17 protein-coding genes, 1 tRNA gene, 2 pseudogenes and 1 riboswitch are annotated in these 19,463 nt (G+C 62.0%); of the genes and pseudogenes, 14 read left to right on the forward strand and 6 right to left on the reverse strand.

What is annotated here, in order from left to right:
• On the reverse strand, window positions 1-1,899 hold a 1,899-nt coding region (locus BKY26_RS06770; protein ID WP_071689647.1), incomplete at its 3' end, for a M10 family metallopeptidase C-terminal domain-containing protein.
• A 238-nt stretch (window positions 1,900-2,137) separates the two neighbouring features.
• Between BKY26_RS06770 and BKY26_RS06775 the strand changes: the two genes are divergently transcribed.
• The gene (locus BKY26_RS06775; protein ID WP_071689648.1) at window positions 2,138-2,449 is read left to right on the forward strand and encodes a hypothetical protein; all 312 of its coding nucleotides are present in this window, start codon (window positions 2,138-2,140) and stop codon (window positions 2,447-2,449) included.
• A gap of 226 nt (window positions 2,450-2,675) precedes the next feature.
• Here BKY26_RS06775 and BKY26_RS06780 read toward each other — a convergent pair.
• From BKY26_RS06780 to BKY26_RS06795, 4 genes and pseudogenes are all read right to left on the reverse strand, one after another.
• Window positions 2,676-3,968 (reverse strand): annotated as a pseudogene (locus tag BKY26_RS06780) (TRAP transporter large permease).
• Entirely contained in the window at window positions 3,965-4,465 is a 501-nt protein-coding gene (locus BKY26_RS06785; RefSeq protein ID WP_071689649.1) for a TRAP transporter small permease, read from the reverse strand. Before BKY26_RS06785 ends, BKY26_RS06780 begins: the two are co-directional and overlap by 4 nt.
• Before the next feature lie 55 nt (window positions 4,466-4,520).
• The gene (locus BKY26_RS06790; protein ID WP_071689650.1) at window positions 4,521-5,570 is read right to left on the reverse strand and encodes a TRAP transporter substrate-binding protein; all 1,050 of its coding nucleotides are present in this window, start codon (window positions 5,568-5,570) and stop codon (window positions 4,521-4,523) included.
• Between the two features lie 29 nt (window positions 5,571-5,599).
• Window positions 5,600-6,790 carry an amidohydrolase gene (locus BKY26_RS06795; RefSeq protein ID WP_071689651.1) on the reverse strand — a complete coding sequence of 397 codons (1,191 nt, stop codon included), beginning with the start codon at window positions 6,788-6,790 and terminating at the stop codon, window positions 5,600-5,602.
• Between the two features lie 142 nt (window positions 6,791-6,932).
• On the opposite strand from BKY26_RS06795, the gene BKY26_RS06800 reads away from it, so the two are divergent.
• The 11 genes and pseudogenes from BKY26_RS06800 (at window position 6,933) to BKY26_RS06845 (ending at window position 17,189) form a co-directional block, all read left to right on the forward strand.
• The gene (locus tag BKY26_RS06800) at window positions 6,933-7,412 is read left to right on the forward strand and encodes a MarR family winged helix-turn-helix transcriptional regulator (RefSeq protein ID WP_071689652.1); all 480 of its coding nucleotides are present in this window, start codon (window positions 6,933-6,935) and stop codon (window positions 7,410-7,412) included.
• A 60-nt stretch (window positions 7,413-7,472) separates the two neighbouring features.
• Window positions 7,473-7,561, forward strand: a riboswitch (glycine riboswitch).
• Window positions 7,562-7,645: 84 nt separating this feature from the next.
• Complete coding sequence (locus BKY26_RS06805; RefSeq protein ID WP_071689659.1) at window positions 7,646-8,929, forward strand: D-amino acid dehydrogenase; 1,284 nt, start codon at window positions 7,646-7,648, stop codon at window positions 8,927-8,929.
• A gap of 351 nt (window positions 8,930-9,280) precedes the next feature.
• Complete coding sequence (locus BKY26_RS06810) at window positions 9,281-10,429, forward strand: muconate/chloromuconate family cycloisomerase (protein ID WP_071689653.1); 1,149 nt, start codon at window positions 9,281-9,283, stop codon at window positions 10,427-10,429.
• Between the two features lie 72 nt (window positions 10,430-10,501).
• On the forward strand, window positions 10,502-11,464 hold the full coding sequence (locus BKY26_RS06815; RefSeq protein WP_281249819.1) for a Rieske 2Fe-2S domain-containing protein: 963 nt from the start codon (window positions 10,502-10,504) through the stop codon (window positions 11,462-11,464).
• A gap of 18 nt (window positions 11,465-11,482) precedes the next feature.
• The gene (locus tag BKY26_RS20770) at window positions 11,483-11,890 is read left to right on the forward strand and encodes an SRPBCC family protein (RefSeq protein WP_281249820.1); all 408 of its coding nucleotides are present in this window, start codon (window positions 11,483-11,485) and stop codon (window positions 11,888-11,890) included.
• 12 nt (window positions 11,891-11,902) lie between these two features.
• A complete protein-coding gene (gene benB, locus BKY26_RS06820; RefSeq protein WP_071689654.1) occupies window positions 11,903-12,430 on the forward strand; it encodes a benzoate 1,2-dioxygenase small subunit in 528 nt (175 codons plus the stop codon).
• A 73-nt stretch (window positions 12,431-12,503) separates the two neighbouring features.
• Window positions 12,504-13,526 carry a benzoate 1,2-dioxygenase electron transfer component BenC gene (benC, locus tag BKY26_RS06825; protein WP_071689655.1) on the forward strand — a complete coding sequence of 341 codons (1,023 nt, stop codon included), beginning with the start codon at window positions 12,504-12,506 and terminating at the stop codon, window positions 13,524-13,526.
• Window positions 13,523-14,302: a benzoate diol dehydrogenase BenD gene (gene benD / locus BKY26_RS06830; protein WP_071689656.1), complete on the forward strand. Its 780-nt coding sequence runs from the start codon at window positions 13,523-13,525 to the stop codon at window positions 14,300-14,302. The genes benC and benD overlap by 4 nt, the downstream gene beginning before the upstream one ends.
• A gap of 558 nt (window positions 14,303-14,860) precedes the next feature.
• Window positions 14,861-15,241, forward strand: coding sequence for a hypothetical protein (locus BKY26_RS06835; RefSeq protein WP_071689660.1), 381 nt, complete (start codon window positions 14,861-14,863; stop codon window positions 15,239-15,241).
• A pseudogene (locus BKY26_RS06840) lies at window positions 15,238-16,094 on the forward strand (alpha/beta fold hydrolase). Before BKY26_RS06835 ends, BKY26_RS06840 begins: the two are co-directional and overlap by 4 nt.
• Window positions 16,095-16,328: 234 nt before the next feature.
• Window positions 16,329-17,189 (forward strand): 3-oxoadipate:acetyl-CoA acetyltransferase, encoded by an 861-nt coding sequence (locus BKY26_RS06845; RefSeq protein ID WP_071689657.1) that lies wholly within the window; start codon window positions 16,329-16,331, stop codon window positions 17,187-17,189.
• 850 nt (window positions 17,190-18,039) lie between these two features.
• On the opposite strand, the gene BKY26_RS06850 is transcribed toward BKY26_RS06845, so the two are convergent.
• A tRNA-Thr gene (locus tag BKY26_RS06850) sits at window positions 18,040-18,115 on the reverse strand.
• A gap of 157 nt (window positions 18,116-18,272) precedes the next feature.
• Here BKY26_RS06850 and BKY26_RS06855 point away from each other — a divergent pair.
• Together BKY26_RS06855 and BKY26_RS06860 are read left to right on the forward strand one after the other, a co-directional pair.
• The gene (locus BKY26_RS06855; protein ID WP_071689658.1) at window positions 18,273-19,028 is read left to right on the forward strand and encodes a 5-oxoprolinase subunit B family protein; all 756 of its coding nucleotides are present in this window, start codon (window positions 18,273-18,275) and stop codon (window positions 19,026-19,028) included.
• On the forward strand, window positions 19,025-19,463 hold a 439-nt coding region (locus BKY26_RS06860), incomplete at its 3' end, for a 5-oxoprolinase subunit C family protein (protein ID WP_483869886.1). The genes BKY26_RS06855 and BKY26_RS06860, both read left to right, overlap by 4 nt.

Genomic DNA, 19,463 nt, shown 5'->3' on the forward strand with positions numbered 1-19,463 from the left:
ATCGCCGTCGAAATCGCCGAGCCCGCCGATCTGCCAGGCGGTGCTTTCACCCCCCAGAACGCTCCACGTGGGCGTACCACCCGACATGTCGAACATGCCATACTGGCCCGTCGTGCCGTTCCGCCAGAGAATGTCCGACGTTCCGTCACCCGTGAGGTCGCTTTCGGGGTCGCTGTCGCCGACACGTATGCGCCCTGCGAGGCCTGCGGTGCTGGTCACACCGTTGAGTGTCAACGTGTAGCCACCGCCGAAGTCGAGCACGAGATTGCCATTTTGGACGACTGCCGAGGCCAGCAGCGAGTTGACATCGCCAAACCATGAGGTGAGGTTGAGCCGAATAATGTCCCCGTTGAAGTCCGTGATGACGTCCTGCCCGCCGGAATAGATGAACGTATCGACCGCGGCACCTCCGGTCAGTGTGTCATTGCCGAGGTTGCCATCGAGCACGTTGGCCACGTCATTGCCGATGATCGTGTCATTTCCCCGGCCGCCTGTCGCATTCTCGATGACGGCCCCGGCAGCAATGGTGAAGCCACCATGCACCCCGGTGACGTAAGAGACATAGCCTCCGCCATTCGCCGAATAGGTCAGCGGGGCCTCGCGCAGGTCGATGATGGAGGACAGCAGGCCGGGATTGACGATCGTGTCAATGCCGCCGGTATCCCAGATCGTCGAGTAGTAGGCGTGGGAAAAGGCCGTCTGATTGACCGTGAACAGTTCGTAGGTGTCGTTGCCGTTGTTAAAGGTGGTGTTGGCGCCGTAGAGCTGCTGCAGAACCGCAATATCCATGGCCATCGGCGTGCCTTGCCAGCCGTAATTGTCCGACGGGCTGGCCCCGTGCGGGGCGGTCTGCCAGCCATCGTTATAGGACATCGTCGTGTAGATGCCCTGGTTCAGATCGAAATCGCCCAGGCTGCCAAAAGGCCCGGTCACGCCGTCCATGATGGAAGACGTACCGCCGGTGTCATGGGGGTGAGACAGGCCCATGCCATGTCCGATCTCGTGGATCATGGTGATAAACCCGTACCCACCCTGTGCCTGGCCGAGTGTCGTCCAGCCCTGGCCGCCATTGTAGAACACGCCGTGGCCGTCGAGGTTGTTGTAGGAGGTGCCGTTGATCGTCACCGAGGTGCCGCCGACGCCCCAATAGCCGAGGGAGGAGTCCGGGTCGGTGGACTCGACCATGAAGAAATCGGCCTGGTTGGGGTTCGTAACCACGTTGAAAGTGACGTTGGCCACATTCTCGAAGGTTTCGAACGCCAGCATCGCCTGCTGCTGTTCGTACGTGCTCCAGGTCGAGGTGGTCTGTGGCGTATCATAGGGGTCATCGAAGCTGACGCCGCCGGGCACGAAGTAGACATTGATGGAGCTGGGGGCCGTGTAGCCCCAGGTGATCGAGTCCAGCAGGTCGTTGCCAGAGGGCGGCGGCGGGTTGGTGCCTCCGCCGCTCATGGTCAGGGTGTAGGTGCCTGTGTCGACCGTGCTGCCGGAATAGCCGGGGCTGTTGTAGTAGCTGTCAGCGGCGATGTAGTAGGTGCCGCTCGATGCTGCGGTGTACACGATTTGGGAGTTCAGGTTGCCGGTCCCCATATCGTCATTGCTCCGCACCGGATTTGAGGCCCCGTCATAAAGATAAAGATACGGATCCGTCATCGAGCCAGCGGTCATCGTGAATGTATAGGTCACGCCCGCCGTGAGGTTCACTTCGACCCAGTCCCAATCGTTGTCAAAGCCAAGCGTGCCAACGAAGGAATCGCCCGAAGACATGCCGTACACAGTGCTGGAGTTTCCAGCTGCATCGGAGGTTTCGGAGATGGTCAGCGCATTTTCGCCGCCAGTGTCATGCAGCCAGTCGCCATCGGTTTTGAAAGGATTGAATATGGCGCAGGTCAAACACATAGCTGGTCTCTCCATGTTGCGTCCCGGCTGTTGGATCTATGGGCGGGGGGGGCGGCGGACCCCCGACGGGACATCATTCTTTTGCACAGCCAAAGGCCGCTTTGAATAGTCTTCGGGGACTGGTACGTTCGGCCAAAAGCGCGTCGAAGAAAGCTGCAAGACCGGGCATAACGCGGTGGCTGCCAGGTATCTCCCCCGAAAGAACGCAGCCTCCAAGAATACTTAACGGAGTCTTAGAATGAAATTCAAGCTTGGCCACACGGGAAATCTGGCCGGGCTTCTGATGGCAGGAGGTCTGACGATGGTCGCGGACAGCTCATTTGGCAACGGGACAGGCGCTGGTGATGCGCTGCCCCATGCCGAGGGTCGAGAATTCACCACGCTGGATGCCTATCTGGCGCATTTGCAGGACCTTGGGACCATCGGGATCGCCTGGTATGAGCGGATGCCAGACGGGCGCTACCAACTCGTCAGGCGCCGCCCGCCCTGGGAACAGCCCGAGGTCTTCACGCGCGAAGAACTGCTGGAGCGGTTCGGGTTCGAGGAATAGTAATCGCGCGGGTTTGATCGCCGTCGGTCGGGGCGAGGGGGCCGGAGTACTGCGCGCTGCATCGTCATGCGCCATGCGGTGGCCACGGGCCTCGACATCGACAGGCAGGCCACCGAAAAGGCAGGGGCATTGCCCGGCAAGCCACGGCATCAGCCCAAACATGTCCCGTCGAGCAGGAACGATTCCTGCTCGACGGGATCCACCAGATGCAGAGACTTTCCACTATTCAACCAATCGTACTGCCCAGCCAAAGCGTGATCGCGGGGAAGGCGATCAGAGCAGCCAGCCGCAGGACATCCGCTGCGATGAAGGGCACGAGCCCCCTGAAGATCCGTACCACGGGCACCTCCGGCAGCACCGCCTTCAGGACGAAGACGTTCATGCCAACCGGTGGCGTGATCAACGCGATCTCGGTCACGACGATGACGATGATCCCGAACCAGACCAGGTCGAAGCCCTGCGCCACCACGATCGGGGCAAAGAGAGGCACGAAGATCAGGATGATCGCCATCGAGTCCATCACGCAGCCGAGCACGAGGAAGACCAGCATGATCGCGAGGATCAGCATCGTGCCTTCCAGCCCCGTCGATTGCACAAGGCTCAGAACGCCCGCCGCAAGGCCCGACAGGGTCAGCAGTTTCTACAGCATCAGCGCGCCGAAAAGCACCGTGTAGAGCGACACCGAGGTATAGGCCGTGTCCACGATGATCGTGCGCAGCGTGGCCCAGCTCAGGCGGCCATGCAGGGTTGCGATCAGGATGGCAAGGCCAGCGCCCATACCCGCCGCTTCCGTGGGGGTGAAGAGCCGGGCGTAGAGCCCGCCGATGATGAGCCCAAAGAGCAGCAGGAAGGGCCAGACACCGGACAGGGCGCGCAGTTTCTCGGGCCAGGGGGTGCGTTCGCCCTGCGGGGCGTGTTCAGGCTTGCGTGCGGCGACAAGGCGGATCGCCAGCATGTACATGGCGAGGCCGAGCAGGCCGGGCACCACGCCTGCGATGAACAGGTCGCCGATATTGGTCTGGGTCAGGATGCCGTAGATCACCATGATGATCGACGGCGGAATGAGAATGCCGATGGTGCCGCCCGCCGCGATGGTGCCTGCCGCCAGTTCGTCTGAATAGCGGTATTTCTTCATGCTGGGGTAGGAGACCTTGGCCATGGTCGCGGCGGTCGCGTAGCTCGATCCGCAGACTGCCGAGAACCCGGAACAGGCCACCATGGTCGACAGCGCCAGCCCCCCGCGCACATTGCCGACGAAGGCATAAGCGGCGCGGCACAGGTCCTGCGCGATGCCGGTCTTGGAAATCACGTTGCCCATCAGGATGAACATCGGAACCACGGCAAGGTCATAGGACAGCACCGCGTCGGAGATGGTGAGCGGGATCAGCTGGAAGGCGATGTTCCAGTTGATGGCGAAGCCGATCCCGGCCACCGACACCGCCAGCAGGGCGAAGGCCAGCGGCACGCGCAGAAAGGCGAGAAAAATGGCCGTGGCCATTGCGATGGAACCGACGATCATAGGGCTTCCTCCTGGTGGGTATCTTCGGGATCGACCATCGGCCCGGTGAGGGCGATGATCAGCGCGGCGAGGGCCGAGAGGCCGAGGCTAAGCGCCATGAAGAAATAGAGCGGCGCATGCGGCACCCTCAGGGCCTGGCTGACCTCGGAAATCTGGGAGGCGTTCAGCCCATGCTTGACAAACAGCCATGCCATCATGGCAAGGACGACGGTCACGAGCACCGAGACCAGCACCCGCCACCAGCCCATCCAGGGGCTGGCGATCAGCTTGTCAAAGAGGTCGACGGTCAGGTGGGCGCCGGCGGCGGTCACCAGCGGCAGGCCGGAAAAGACCACCAGCGCCATCAGGTGTTCGGTGATGTCGTTCGAGCCGTAGATCGGCGCACCGAAGATGCGCCTTCCGATCACGTCTGCGAAGGTCAAGCCAACCATGGACAGCAGGAACAGGGCCATCACCGTTTCGACGGTATGCCGGATCTTCCAGGTCAGGTTTCGCATGTTTTCTCCTCCCCTTTGTGGCCGGGGGCAGGCGGTCTGCCCCCGGTGTCTGCGATCAGCTGCCGGATGCCTGTGCTTCCACGAGGGCCTCGTAGGTGTTGGCGTAGAAAGACAGGACGGCCTCGGGATCTTCGACACCGGCGGCTGCCGCTGCGGTCACCCACTCGGCGATCATTTCCTCCGTGATCCCGTCGACGGCGGCGACCAGTTCGGGCGAGGCTTCCACGATCTCGTGACCCTCGGCAGACAGTGCCTCAAATGCCACTGCGTTCTGGATGTCGAAGGTCGCCCCCCAGGCCGCAGACAGGGCCTCGCCCGAGATCTCTTCGATCGCGGCGCGGTCTGCCTCGCTCAGGCCATCCCAACGGGCGCCGTTCATGGCGATGAAGAAGCTCGCGTCGTAGAAGCCGCCCGGGAACACGGTGTGATGGGTCAGGCTTTCGTCGAGGCGGAAGTTGATCACCGATTCCATCGTGTGCAGCGACCCGTCGATGACGCCGCTTTCCAGCATCTCGTAGGCGCGCGTCGCGGGCGAGGCCACGGGAACGGAACCAAGCGCGGTCAGCAGCTGTTCCTGGATCGGGCCGCCCATGCGGAACTTCTGGCCTTCCATGTCCTCGGGCGCGGAAATGGTGGTGGAGCCATGGTGAAGCTGACCGCCACCGAAGAGGCCGACGCCCAGAACTTCAACGCCGTCGAACGCCGCGTTGTCGGCAAGATAGGTGTCAAAGGTGCGCCAGAGCGCAACGCTCTGCGCCTCGGCATTGGTGCCGGAGTTCGGGAATTCCGAGAACCACATGGAGACGAAACGCTCGGGTTCGTAGGTGAAGTTGCCCCAGGTGATGTCGGCCACGCCATTGCGCGCCAGTTCCCAGTGCTGCGGCGGGCTGGCCAGCGCGGCGGGCAGGATCATGATGGTGACGCGGCCCTCGGTGGCCACCGCCACGCGCTCGGTGAAGGGCACGAGGATGTCGGTGTGTACAAAATGGGTCGGCGGAACCCAGGACGACATGGTCAGCACTTCGGCACTTGCAGCCTGGGTGCTGGCGACAAGGGCGATGGTTGCGGCCGACGCCTTGAGGAACTTGGTGGTGGTGTAGGTCATCTGGAACCTCCCTTTGATGACGGTGTGTTTCAGGTGTTCGCGCGTGCGTTCAGCGAACGGCTCGTCCGCGTTTTGGCGAGATCGGCGAAGATCGCCGCGCCAACGGGGATGATCTCGGGATCGAAGACGTATTCGGGGTGGTGGGGCGCGCGGCCCGACTGGCCGACGAAGAAATAGGCGCCGGGTACGCGGGCGGTGAATTCCGCGAAGTCTTCGGAGGCCATCAGGCTGCGGGCGTTCTCGATGACCTTCTCCGCCCCGACGATACGCGTGGCAGAGGTCACGACGGCGGCATCCGCGGCGCGGTGGTTCACGGCTACTGGTGCGACCTTCTCCACGGAAACAGTGACGGTGACGCCGAAGATCGCCTCGGTCGCCCGCGCGGCATCGGTCAGAAGCGCGGCCAGCCGCGCGCGCACCGGATCGGAGGTCGTGCGCATCGTGCCTTCGATGCGGATGTCTTCCGGCAGGACGTTGCGGGCGGTGCCGCCAGTCAGAACGCCGAAGGAGATCACGCCGGCATCGCGCGCATCGATCACGCGCGTGGCGGCCTGCTGCACCGAGGTGATGAAGCTTGCGGCCGCCAGCATCGCGTCTTCGCCCGTGTGGGGCATCGCGCCATGGGCGCCGTTCGCGTGGATCGTCACGTCGATATTGTCGGCCGACGCCATGGCAGACGCCGCCGGGATCGCGACGGACCCCTCCGGCAGGCCCGGCAGATTGTGCAGGGCGTAGATCTCGTCGCAGGGGAAGCGCTCGAACAGGCCATCGGCCAGCATGGCGCGCGCCCCTGTCAGAAGCTCTTCGGCAGGCTGGAAGATGAAGCGGATCGTCCCGTCGAATTCCCGGTGCTTCGCCAGATAGGCGGCGGCGGTCAGCGACGTGACAGTGTGCCCGTCATGGCCGCAGCCGTGAAACTGCGCCGCATCCTGCGAGCGGTAGGCGACATCGGCCTTTTCCTCCATCGGCAGCGCGTCCAGTTCGGCCCGGAAGGCGATGCAGCGGCCAGGGCATTCGGGGCTGGCGTCGCGGCCATACAAGGTGCCGACAACGCCCGTTCCGCCTATGCCGGTGGCAACCTCGAAGCCGAAATCGGCCAGGCGCGCGGCGACGAATGCGGCGGTACGGACCTCTTCGAACCCGGTCTCGGGATGGGCGTGCAAGTCCTGAAGCCAGGCCAGCGATGTATCGCGCTGTGTATCGTACCAGGTGTCGAACATGTTGGCCTCCACTTGATTCTCAGAGTGAGATGGTTGCGTGTTGAGACTTGTATCCTAAAAAGGTTTCAAGCTGAGAATAAATTGACCACCCATCGGGTATCGTGCGATACCTTTTGAGTATGAACAGAAGGGCAGGGCCAGAATGCTGGAGAAAAAAACGTTTCAAAACGAGCGGTTGACCTACCGTCTCGATATCGTCGCGCAAGAGGCGATCCGGGCAAACGATGCGATCTTCTTGCGAGAAACCGGCTGCCGAATCCGGGAGCTCAGGGTTTTGCGTCTGGTTGACGATTCTCCGGGAACGACGTTTGCGGAGATATTGAAGTCAACCGGACTCGAACGCAGTCTGACTTCAAGAATCATCCAAAGCCTTTTGGCTGCGGACCTGATTTATCGAGAAAACTCCCCCGAGGATGCGCGCGTTTTCTTCCTTCGAACGACCGAAAAGGGAAAGCAGGTACGCCGGATCGCACGGGACCTGTCGGACCGGCTGGAGGTGATTCTGACCGAGCCGCTGAGTGCGGATGAGATGGCGCAATTGAACGGGCTGCTGCTGCGGTTGGGGCGGTGGGTCACCTCTGCGAAATACAAGGAGTCTTTGCACGACGCCTGTGTAATATAGGTATCAAGCAAAGATAGTCTTGATGTGAGAATAGATATCGACTATCACCACTCTGCAAACGAAGCCGAGACAGGAGAGGCTGGCCAAAACGCCGGCGCCGAAGGAGCAACCCCCCGGAACCTCTTAGGCAAAAGGACTGTGTTCGGACAGGCAATCTGAAGCGTGGCGCTGCCCGCGACAGAGGGGATGAGCCCGCCGACGGCGGAACCTAACCTTTGGTCGCGGAGGACATGATGACCAGAATTGCCGTAATCGGCGCCGGGATCACCGGCGTGACGACTGCCTCCAGCCTCATGGACCGGGGCTACGAGGTGACGCTTTTCGACCGCAACCGTTATGCGGCGATGCAGACCTCATTCGCCAATGGCGGGCAATTGTCCGCTTCGAATGCCGAAACCTGGAACCGGCTGTCCACCGTCTTCAAGGGCATGAAGTGGATGATGACACGGGGCGCGCCGCTTCTGGTCAACCCGCGCCCAAGCTGGCACAAGTATAGCTGGATGGCGGAATTCATCGCGGCGATCCCGCAGTATCGGGCAATCACCGTCGAAACGACCCGGATGGCCATCGCTGCGCGCGGGCTTCTTCGTGAAAAAGCCGAGCGCCACGGGTTCGACTTCGACTGCGAGAACCGGGGCATCCTGCACATCTACACCGACAAGGCCGAGTTCGACCACGCCACCGAGGTCAACAAGCTTCTGGCCGAAGGCGGGCTCACGCGCCGCGCGGTGGCGCCCGAAGAGGTGCGCCAGATCGAACCGGCGCTGAGCGGGGAGTTCTACGGCGGGTACTACACCGAAAGCGATTTCACCGGCGACATTCACCGCTACACGACGGGTCTTGCCAAATCCGTTGAAGCGAGCGGTGCGGTGTTGCGCTTCGGAACGGATGTTGACGCGCTGAATGTGGATGGAAAAGAGGTGCGCCTCACCTGGAGCCGGAACACTGAAAGCCAGACCGAGACCTTTGACGGCATCGTTGTCTGTGCAGGCGTCGAAAGCCGGGCCATCGCGGCGCAACTTGGTGACCGGGTGAATGTCTACCCGGTGAAGGGCTATTCCATCACCGTTCGCCTCGATGACGAGGAAAGCCAGCGCGCCGCGCCCTGGATCAGCCTTCTGGATGACGAGGCCAAGATTGTGACCAGCCGCCTTGGTAAGGACCGGTTCCGAATTGCGGGAACGGCGGAGTTCAATGGCTATAACCTCGATATCCGGGACGACCGAATCCGTCCGCTGGTCAAGTGGTGCGAGCGCTTCTTCCCGGGCGTCAGCACAGAACACGCCATTCCCTGGGCGGGCCTGCGCCCGATGATGCCGAACATGATGCCCAAGGTGGGGCAGGGTGTTCGGGACCGGGTGTTCTACAATACCGGGCATGGACATCTGGGTTGGACCCTGTCTGCCGTCACGGCCGAGATGGTGGCCGAAAAGGTCGCGCAGTCGCCGACCGTCAATGGCTCGAACGTCTCGAAAACCGGGGCAAGCACGGCCCGCCAAACAATAGGAGCCGCATGAAATACGTCCCCACCAATGACGACATGTTTGCCGCGCAGGACCGGATCGCCCCCATATCCGCAGAACACCGGTGCGGATGTCGGCCTGCAAGCCCTTGCTGTCGCCGCTGCGGTGGTCGATCTCTCAGTCAAGCGTGACATCGCTATCGAGGTTGAGGTCTAACCCATCGTCTTTCATATCAATTTTCCACAACAGGCGTCACAATGCGTGACGCCTGTATTCGTATTCGAGCTGTCGCAACCGGCATGCATCTCGTCAGGGTATCACCCAAGACCCCCCCAATCATCGACAGAATCCGGCGCGGGCGGGCAATCTGCATCCAATCGAAACTTGCAGATGCGGTGAACCCCAGTGACCAAGATTGACCAGATCGAGACCATGATCCTCGACATCCCGACCATCCGCGGTCACGTGCTGTCCATGGCCACGATGCGTACGCAAACCGCCGTGCTGGTCAGGGTCAAGTTCTCGGACGGTTCCGAAGGCATCGGCGAAGGCACGACGATCGGTGGGCTGAGCTACGGACCGGAAAGCCCCGAAGGCATCCAGTCGGCGATAGACACCTATATCGCGCCAGCGCTGATCGGGCAGAACGCAGACAATGTAAATGGTGCGATCCAGCTGATCGACAAGCTGGTCAAGGCCAACCGCATCGCCAAGACAGCGGTCGAAATTGCCCTCTGTGATGGGCTGGGCAAGCGGTTGGGCGTGCCGGTGTCGCAACTCTTCGGCGGGTCGGTGCACGAGCGTCTGCCGGTCGCCTGGACCCTGGCCTCGGGCAATTCGGACACCGATATCGCCGAAGCCCAAGAAATGATCGAAACCCGCCGTCACAACATCTTCAAACTAAAGATCGGCAAGCGCTCTGTGCGCGAGGACGTGGCGCATGTGGCGCGGATCAAGGAAGCTGTTGGCGACGCTGCCAGTGTACGCGTCGACATCAACACCGCATGGTCCCTTCAGGACGCGCGTTGGGGTCTCAAGGGCCTTCAGGATGCAGGCTGCGAACTGGTCGAGCAACCGGTTCCCGCCCGCTATCGCGGTGCGATGGCGGAGCTGACCAGAGGGTACGAGATCGCCGTTATGGCGGACGAGGCGCTGAACGGTCCCGAGGATGCGTTGGATGTCGCTTCAGCCAAGGCGGCAGATGTGTTTGCCGTCAAGATCGGGCAGTCCGGCGGGCTCAAGCGCGCATCGGAAGTCATTGCCATCGGGCAGGCAGCAGGCCTTGGCCTCTACGGCGGAACGATGCTGGAAACCGGGCTGAGCACCGCCGCCGCGTTGCAGTTGTTCTCGACCGTCGAAGATCTGGCCTGGGGCACCGAGCTTTTTGGCCCGCTTCTGCTGACCGAGGACATCTTGGCTGACCCGATCGTCTACCGCGATTTCTGCGTCGAGATCCCCAAGGGCGTCGGCATCGGCGCAACGCTCGATCCCGACAAGATTGATTTCTTCCGCAGCGATGGCGGCCGGACCATGAAAGCCGTCGCCGACGAATAGGCCCGCGACACCACGTCAAAACCAGCCGAAGCGCGCGACAGGGTGCCAAGGCAGTCAGGAGGAGGACCACACATGTTCACCCAATCCAATCTCGACGAATTCGAAGCGCGGCTCGATGGCGCAATCCAGGACGATCCGGAAAACGGCGTCTTCCGCTGCCGCCGGGATATCTTCACCGACGAAGAACTGTTCGAACTGCAATTGAAACACATCTTCGAAGGCAACTGGATCTACATGGCGCATGAAAGCCAGATCCCGAACCCCGGCGACTATTTCACGCTGACCATGGGCCGCACGCCCGTCGTGATCACCCGTGACAAGGACGGTGAGCTTCACGCTCTGGTCAATGCCTGTTCGCACCGGGGGGCGCAGCTCTGCCGCTTCGAGCGCCGCAACCAGAAGACCTTCACTTGCCCGTTCCATGGCTGGACCTTCTCCAACACCGGCAAGCTGCTAAAGGTGAAAGACCCCAAGGGCGGGGGATACCCTGAGCAGTTCAACAAGGACGGCAGCCACGATCTGACCAAGGTCGCCCGGTTCGAGAACTATCGCGGCTTCCTGTTCGGATCGCTCAATGCCGATGTGCAGCCGCTGGAGGAATACCTCGGCGAAGCGCGCAAGATGATCGACATGATCGTCGATCAGGCCGATGAGGGGCTGGAGGTTCTGCGAGGCTCGTCCACCTACACCTATGACGGCAACTGGAAGCTTCAGGCCGAAAACGGTGCCGATGGCTACCACGTCTCCGCCGTGCACTGGAATTATGTCGCCACCACGGCGCACCGCACCGATGACGGCAAAGAGGACAACATCAAGGCGACCGACGCGTCCAAATGGGCCAAGCAGCGCGGCGGCTTCCATGCCTTTGAAAACGGCCACATCCTGTTGTGGACGGAATGGGCCGACCCGACCAACCGCCCCGGCTATCCGCGTCTGGAAGAATGGACGGAGAAGTATGGCAAGACCAAGGCCGAATGGATGGTGGGCGTTCTGCGCAACCTCTGTCTCTATCCCAACGTCTTCCTGATGGACTAGTTTTCCAGCAAGATCCGCGTGTTCCGCCCGATCAGCGTCGATAAGACCGAGGTCACGATCTACTGCATCGCCCCCAAAGGCGAGAGCCAGGAAGCGCGCACCCGCCGCATCCGCCAATACGAGGACTTCTTCAACGCCTCGGGCATGGCGACGCCGGACGACACGGAAGAATTCCGGGCCACGCAGCGCGGTTATGCCGGGGCGGCACATGCCCAGTGGAACGACCTGACCCGTGGGGCAACCCAGTGGATCAAGGGCGCCGACGAGGATGCAAAAGCGCTCGGGATCGAGCCGGTCCTGTCGGGCGCGCGTACCGAGGACGAAGGGCTCTTCGTCATCCAGCATAGCAACTGGTCCGACCGTATGGGTGAGGCCATCGCCAAGGAACGCGCCACGGCCCCCGACGCGCGTACCGCGGCCGAGTGAGGAGACAGAGAGATGACAATCGCAACGCTTGAACGCCCCGCCGCCACCACCGCGCTGAGCTTCGCCGAGATCCCGGCCTTCCTGCATGCAGAGGCCCGCGCGCTCGATGATCGCGACTGGGACACCTGGCTGACCTTCTACCACAAGGACTGCCCGTTCTGGATGCCGGCATGGGACGACTACGACACGCTGACGGAAGATCCGGCAAACGAGATGTCGCTGATGTACTATCCCAACAAGCAGGGCATCGAAGATCGCGTGTTCCGGATCAAGACCGACCGGTCCTCGGCCACGTCGTTGCCGGAACCCCGGACGAACCACAACATCGCGAATATCGAGGTGCTGAGCCAGGAGGGGTCGCAACTCAAGCTGCGCTTCAACTGGCACACGCTGAGCTATCGCTACGGCGACACCGACCAGCACTGGGGCACGTCCTTCTACACCATCGACACCAGCGGGCCGAAACCGCTGATCACGTCGAAAAAGGTGGTTCTGAAGAACGACCACATCCACCACGTGATCGACGTCTACCACGTCTGATCCCCCCAACACGGATCGCAACAGACCCCCGCGCGCCCGATCAAGGCGCGCGGCCAAGGGAGGAGCTTGGCCCATGACGACCTTTAACGTTGCCCTGAATTTCGAAGACGGTGTCACCCGTGTCATCCAGTGCGATGACGACGAGAAGGTGACCGACGCCTCCTTCCGCCAGAAGATCAACCTGCCGATGGACTGCCGCGACGGCGTCTGCGGCACCTGCAAGTGCTTTGCCGAAAAGGGCGAGTACGAGCTGGAATTCTACATGGACGAGTCCATGTCGGACGAGGAGGCGGAACAGGGTTATGTCCTGACCTGTCAGATGATCCCCGAAAGCGATTGCGTGCTGCGCGTCCCGGCCTCGTCTGCCCTGTGCAAGACCGCGCCCGAGGCGGTAGAGGGCGAGGTTCTGGGTGTGGACAGCCTGTCGGAAACGTCCTTCGGCCTGCGCGTCAAGCTGGCCAAGCCCATCGGTTTCCTGCCCGGCCAATATGTAAACGTGACCGTGCCGGGAACGGGCGTGCACCGGTCCTATTCCTTCTCGTCGGCCCCCGGCGCGGAGGAGGCCACTTTCCTCATTCGCAACCTTCCCGGCGGGGTGATGAGCAGCTACCTGGGCGAACGCGCTCAGGCGGGCGACGCCGTCACGCTCACTGGCCCGATGGGGGCCTTCTACCTGCGCCCCATCGAACGCCCGCAGCTCTGGCTGGCCGGTGGCACCGGGCTGGCCCCGTTCCTGTCGATGCTGGAACAGGTCGCAGAGCAGGGATCGGACCAGCCCATCACGCTTTATTATGCCGTCACCCGTGCCGCCGATTTGGTGGAACTGGACCGCGTACAGCGGCTGGCCGACAAGATCGGCAATGTGACGGTCATCACCATCCTCGCCGCCGAGGACGAGGAGCATGACCGCAAGGGCTTCGTCACCGATCACGTGACCGCCGACGATCTGAACGCGGGGGATGCCGATGTCTATCTCTGCGGCCCGCCGCCGATGGTCGATGCCGTGCGCGCGCATTTCGCCAAACTGGGCGTCGAGCCCGCGAATTTCTACTTCGAGAAGTTCAACCCGACCGAGGCGGAGGCGGCTGCAGCATGACCCGGCGCTTCGACGACAAGGTGATGGTCGTCACCGGCGCGGCGCAGGGGATTGGCCACGTGGTGGCCGAGCGCGCCGCCGCCGAAGGTGCCCGCGTGCTGATCGTCGACCGTTCGCCCGCCCGCAAGGACGTGGTTGCCGCGATCCGCGAAGCGGGGGGCGTGGCCGAGGCAATCTCGGTCAATCTCGAAACCTGGTCGGGCTGCGAGAAGGCCATGCAGAAGGCCGTGGACCTCTGGGGCCGGATCGACATCCTTGTGAACAACGTCGGCGGCACCATCTGGGCCAAGCCCTTTGAGCACTACGAAGCCAAGCAGATCGACGCCGAAGTGCGCCGGTCGCTCTTCCCCACGCTTTACTGCTGCCGCGCGGCCATCGAGCACATGCTGCCGCGCGAAAGTGTCGTGATCGTTAACGTGTCGTCCATCGCCACGCGCGGGCTGAACCGCGTGCCTTACGCGGCGGCCAAGGGCGGGGTGAACGCGATCACGGCAAGCCTCGCCTGGGAAGTGGCCGAACGCGGCATCCGCGTTGTGGCGACTGCGCCCGGAGGCACCGAGGCCCCGCCGCGCATCGTGCCCCGCAACCCCAATGCGGAGGAGGAGCAGCGTGAAGACTGGTACCAGACCATCGTCGACCAGACGATCCAGTCCTCGCTGATGAAACGTTATGGAACACTCGACGAACAGGCAGGGCCGATCCTGTTCCTGGCGTCGGATGACGCCTCTTACATCACGGGCGTGACCCTGCCCGTGGGAGGTGGAGACCTGGGTTGACGCGAAAAGGCAGCCCATGTTGACATGAAGACCACCTGCACTGCGGCCCTGACCGGGCTCGCAACCCTTCTGTGCACCCACACGGGCCTGCTCGCGCTTCGAGTTTCGGTTCTCGGCCTCATGACCCATACCCAGAGTCTTCGCCACCGGTTCCCCGAATTGCTTCAGGCACTTGTAAAGAGAGTGTGTCCCGACCCCCGAGGGTCGGGACACCTCCCGAACCGGATTCCCCCGCACCGCGATCTGATACACAGCATCCCGCGGTGATGTTGTCCTGGTTGACGATGCCCATGGGTATTTCCTCCTCCTGGCAGTCTGAATATCTGAGTGCGAGTTGCTTCAATGCCGCTCGCCATAAAACAGACTTCGCCGAATCCCCGTGTTTACCCAATGCCCGTGGCGGTATCGGATGATACCAGCGGTGAGCATCCCGTTGCAGAGCTGTGAAATCCCTGCGATCGGCAGGTCAGGGTATTGACCCATACCCCTGCTGGCATGGCCCCGATGCGGCTGATCATGGCAGCTATGGTCCAGCTTATAAACGCAAGGGAGGCCAGGGTGATCGATACCTTCAAGCAAATTCAAACGCGCCTTGAGGCAACGCCGCATTTGCAGCGACTCGGCCGACTGTTTTCGGAAACGGTGCTGATCGAGATCGACGGGACCGAGTTTTACCTGTCGTTCGAAAAAGGCCGCATCGTCTCTGTTGTCGAAGGTCCAAGTCGCAAGACACCGTGGCGCTTTGCGCTGCGGACGGATGCGGAAGCGCTGCAGAAGTTCTGGCAAGCGCGTCCTGAACCCGGATTTCACGATATTTTCGGACTGGTGAAGATCGGCCGCGGCCGGATCGACGGCGATATCCTGAGCCTTGTGAAAAACCTTCGTTTCTTCAAGGACGTTCTGGGCCTGGCCCGCGGGAAAGAGGAGTTTGCAGCATGAGCATCGAGCCCATCACCGGTCGTTACCTGACAGTCACCATCGAGGCGCACCACGCCGCATATATTTCGAAGAGGCCGGGCAGGGACGCCCTGTCGTTTGCTTGCATACGGCAGGGGCCGATACCCGTCAGTGGCGTCACCTGATAAATGACGCCGAGATCACCGCATCGAACCGCCTGATCGCCTTCGACATGCCCTGGCACGGCAAATCGCTGCCACCCGAAGGATACGAGACGCAGGAATTCCTGCTGACGACCGAAGCCTATATCGAAACCGTTCTGGCCGTGATCGACGGGTTGGGCCTTGACCGTCCCGTTCTGGCAGGCTGTTCGATGGGCGGGCGCATCGCGCTGCAACTGGCGGCGTTGCATCCGCATAAATTCAGCGGTTTCATCGCCATCGAAGCCTCGGATTTCCAGCCCGCGTGGTACGATATCGACTGGTTCCACCGCCCCGACGCGCATGGCGGCGAGATGGGGGCAGCATTGGTGTCCGCCAACATCTCTCCCTATGCACCCAATGCCGAGCGCTGGAACACGCTGTGGATGTTCATGCAAAGCGGTCCGGGCGTTTTCCGGGGCGATCTGAGCTTCTACACCAAGGATGACAGCCTGATCCCGCGCCTGCCGACCATTGATACGGGTGCGACCCCGGTTCACATCATCGTTGGCGCTTATGACCTGACCTGCACACCTGACGACGCTAAACGCACGGCCAAAGCCATCCCCGGCGCAACTCTGGCTGTGATGGATCAACTCGGTCACTTCCCGATGAGCGAGCACCCCGAGTGGTTCCGCCCATTCTTTGTCGATGCGCTGGAGAAGATGCCAAGAACCGCCGCGAAGGCCGCCTGACAGATCAACCGCCGCACGGGAGGAGGAGCCATGTGCAAGAACGCCAATACCCCATGCCCAGGATGTAAGAAGCACAACAGGGACGATGCCGTCTGGATGTTCTTCACCGATGAAGAACGTCAGGCCCTTGAGGCATCGAGCAAACATCCGCCCCTTTCAAATGTGCGATCCTGATCACTGAAAAACCAAGGCACTTCGGCAATCTGACCGGAGTGCACAATTCGGAATGAAATCATGACCAAGCCCTGCATCATCTGTGTGGCGATCACCGGCAGCCTGCCTACGAAAGCCAACAACCCCGCCGTTCCGATAACCGTGTCGGAACAAGTGGAGTCGACTCATGAGGCATTTGAGGCAGGCGCCACCATTGTTCATGCCCATGTGCGAAATGACGATGAAACGCCATCGTCCGACCCCGAGAAATTCGCCGCGCTGAAGGAGGGGATCGAAAGACACTGCCCCGGCATGATCATACAATTTTCGACCGGTGGACGGTCGGGCGCAGGCCAGACACGCGGCGGGATGCTGCCGCTGCGCCCTGACATGGCGTCCCTGTCTGTCGGGTCAAACAACTTTCCGACGCGCGTCTATGAAAATCCGCCGGATCTTGTCGACTGGCTTGCCAGAGAAATGCTTCTGCACGAGATCAAGCCGGAAATCGAGGCCTTTGACCTGAGCCATATCCTGAAAGCGAAGGACATGGCCGACAAAGGGCAGCTTGCCGGAACCCCCTATATCCAGTTCGTGATGGGCGTGAAGAACGCCATGCCGGTCGATCGGGATGTGTTCGACTACTACATCCACGCCGTCCGCCGCCTCTTCGGCGAAGAGACGCCCTGGTGTGCAGCGGGCATCGGAGCCAATCAGCTCAGACTGAACGAATGGGCCGTCGCAGCGGGTGGCCATGCCCGCACTGGGCTCGAGGACAATGTCCGCCTCGACCGCGACCGGCTTGCCCCCAGCAATGCCGCATTGGTGCGCCGCGTCGTGGACATCTGTGACAGCAACAATCGCCCTGTGGCGAGGTGGCAAGAGGCGCGCCGCATTCTCGGTCTGCGCCTGCCTGAACAGACCAATAAAGGCCAAGCCGCATGAAGAAAGCACATGGTTCCGCCGACGAGGCGCTCGACGGCATGCGGATCGCCGCCGGGGTGGCCTCTGTTTCCTAACCGAGTTGCGGATCGACGGGATCGAGAAAGCGGGCACCAAGGATCTGACCGTCGCGTCGTAGCAAAATGCGCTGGGGGCGGCTTTGACAAACAACGGCTGGCGTCCGGCGCGGAAGAATGGGCCCCTTCCCGATGAGGCAACCATCGTCGACGTGAAATGCCTTTATTGGTTCCGGCGAAGGACATGACTGGCCACAGCTTGTTCGAACGTATGCCCGGAACAGACGAAAGGCCTCTCTGCTCTTTGAAGACATAACGCAGAACGCGTCTGCGTCGACCTTGGTGTAGGCTTGGAGGTCTTTGTCGCCACATGCGTCTATGACGTAGCCGCAGGCCCTCTCAGCTGCCCTGTGAAAGGTCACTGGTCGGTCCCTTCCTTGGAGCTGTAGATATTTGGATACAGCTTCTGACAGCTTGATTGAGGTCGACGACGCGGGTTGCTGTTCGGGGCCATCAGGGCGAGTAGCCACCTGCAGCCGCAGCATGGGCTTGCCTGGGAGGTCCGTGGCCTGGCACCGCAGGTGGTACCAATACTCGTGCAGTTGATCGGTTGCTCGTCTGGCCGTGGATTCTACGATCCTCAGGGCTTTAATGCGGAGTGAGTACGCGATCCGGGGGAAGTATAGCGGCGTTTTAGCTCTTTCGGGATTCGACGGCTGAAGTGGGAGACCCAGTCTTTCACGAAGGTGACCGTTGGTGAAATGGTCTTCGACATGGTCTGCTGCTTCTAGGGATTCACAAAAGCTGAAGCGAAATCAATGTGTTAGATCTGGATATGGTGCCGGTCGAGGGACTCGAACCCCCGACCCCCTGATTACAAATCAGACGCTCTACCAGCTGAGCTAGACCGGCTCGGGGCACTCGATATGAAATTGCAGGGCCGGATACAAGAGTGAATGCGCCTGGTCGAGGGCCGGGTGCGGCGCGGCAGGAAAATCATCCGTCCGGGCCTTGCAACCACTCCGCCGGGGCCGCACCATGGCACCGGACCAAGAGGGACGGGCAGGCCATGGGTGGCACAGAACAGCAAAGCGGGTTTCCCCGGCTTCACCGGATGGGCGAGGCGGGTCTGCTGGTCGAATTCGGGGATCACCTGTCAATGGCCGTCAATGCCGCGACGCTGGCATTCCGGGCGGCCGTCGAGGCCGCCGCCTGGGACGGCGTCGAGGAAAGCGCCACCTCGCTGAAATCGGTGTTCCTTCGCTTCGACCCGGTCCGGCTGAGCCATGATGCGCTCGAAGCCGTCCTGAAGGATCTGCTGCGAAGCCGTGACTGGTACGGTGTGCCCTTGCCCCATGGACGCAAGCTGTGGCGCGTGCCGACGGTGTTCGGGGGCGATCATGGCCCACAACTGGAAGAAGCGGCCAGCATGGCCGGGCTGTCACCGGATGATGCGGTTGCGCAGATTTCCCGGACTCCGGTCCGGGTGCTGACCATCGGATTCTCACCGGGGATGCCCTATCTGGGTCGATTGCCGGAGATGTTTGATATTCCTCGGAAAACCGAGTTGAATCCACATGTTCCGGCAGGCGGTCTGGCCTTGGCTATCCGCCAGTTGGTGCTGTTTCCTGTCGGCACCCAGACCGGCTGGCGCTGGATCGGGCGGGCGGCGATTGACGTGTTCGGCCAGCAGGCAGAGCAGCCCTTTCCCCTGACCGCAGGCGATGAGATCCTGTTTCAGCCGGTCACGGCATCGGCCTTCGAGGATGCCTGGGCCGGGGTGGAGGCCGGTCGGATGATGGCAAGTTGCGAGGCTCTGCCATGAGCGCGGTCTTGCAGATCCTGTCCGCCGGGCCGGGGCTGTCCTTGCAGGATGCGGGCCGTCCGGGGCTTCTGTCCAAGGGATTGTCGCGCGGCGGTGCGATGGACCCGCTGGCGCTGGCGGAAGGGGCGGCGCTCCTGCGATCCGATCCGGACCGGGCGCTGGCCATCGAGATGGCCGGGGCAGGGGGCACCTTCCGGGCCGAGGGCGCGGATCTGCTGATTGCCCTGACCGGCGCGCCGATGACGGCCGAGATTGATGGGGCCCGACTGCACTGGTCTGGCAGCCATGTGTTGCCGCGCGGCGCGACGCTGAAAATCGGCGGGGCGCTCAAGGGCAGCTATGGCTATCTCAGTATCGCGGGACTCGATGCGGCAGAGATCCTCGGTGCACGGTCCGCCCATATCTCTGGCGGGATCGGCGGGCGTTTGCAGGCGG

The sequence above is a fragment of the Nioella sediminis genome (assembly GCF_001879695.1).
In the GTDB taxonomy this organism is placed as follows: domain Bacteria; phylum Pseudomonadota; class Alphaproteobacteria; order Rhodobacterales; family Rhodobacteraceae; genus Nioella; species Nioella sediminis.

What these genes read in the sequence shown, in the direction of transcription:
- BKY26_RS06775 (WP_071689648.1), top strand. Translation starts at nt 2,138, where the DNA reads ATGAAATTCAAGCTTGGCCACACGGGAAATCTGGCCGGGCTTCTGATG.
- BKY26_RS06785 (WP_071689649.1), bottom strand. Translation starts at nt 4,465, where the DNA reads ATGCGAAACCTGACCTGGAAGATCCGGCATACCGTCGAAACGGTGATG.
- BKY26_RS06790 (WP_071689650.1), bottom strand. Translation starts at nt 5,570, where the DNA reads ATGACCTACACCACCACCAAGTTCCTCAAGGCGTCGGCCGCAACCATC.
- BKY26_RS06795 (WP_071689651.1), bottom strand. Translation starts at nt 6,790, where the DNA reads ATGTTCGACACCTGGTACGATACACAGCGCGATACATCGCTGGCCTGG.
- BKY26_RS06800 (WP_071689652.1), top strand. Translation starts at nt 6,933, where the DNA reads ATGCTGGAGAAAAAAACGTTTCAAAACGAGCGGTTGACCTACCGTCTC.
- BKY26_RS06805 (WP_071689659.1), top strand. Translation starts at nt 7,646, where the DNA reads ATGACCAGAATTGCCGTAATCGGCGCCGGGATCACCGGCGTGACGACT.
- BKY26_RS06815 (WP_281249819.1), top strand. Translation starts at nt 10,502, where the DNA reads ATGTTCACCCAATCCAATCTCGACGAATTCGAAGCGCGGCTCGATGGC.
- benB (WP_071689654.1), top strand. Translation starts at nt 11,903, where the DNA reads ATGACAATCGCAACGCTTGAACGCCCCGCCGCCACCACCGCGCTGAGC.
- benC (WP_071689655.1), top strand. Translation starts at nt 12,504, where the DNA reads ATGACGACCTTTAACGTTGCCCTGAATTTCGAAGACGGTGTCACCCGT.
- benD (WP_071689656.1), top strand. Translation starts at nt 13,523, where the DNA reads ATGACCCGGCGCTTCGACGACAAGGTGATGGTCGTCACCGGCGCGGCG.
- BKY26_RS06845 (WP_071689657.1), top strand. Translation starts at nt 16,329, where the DNA reads ATGACCAAGCCCTGCATCATCTGTGTGGCGATCACCGGCAGCCTGCCT.
- BKY26_RS06855 (WP_071689658.1), top strand. Translation starts at nt 18,273, where the DNA reads ATGGGTGGCACAGAACAGCAAAGCGGGTTTCCCCGGCTTCACCGGATG.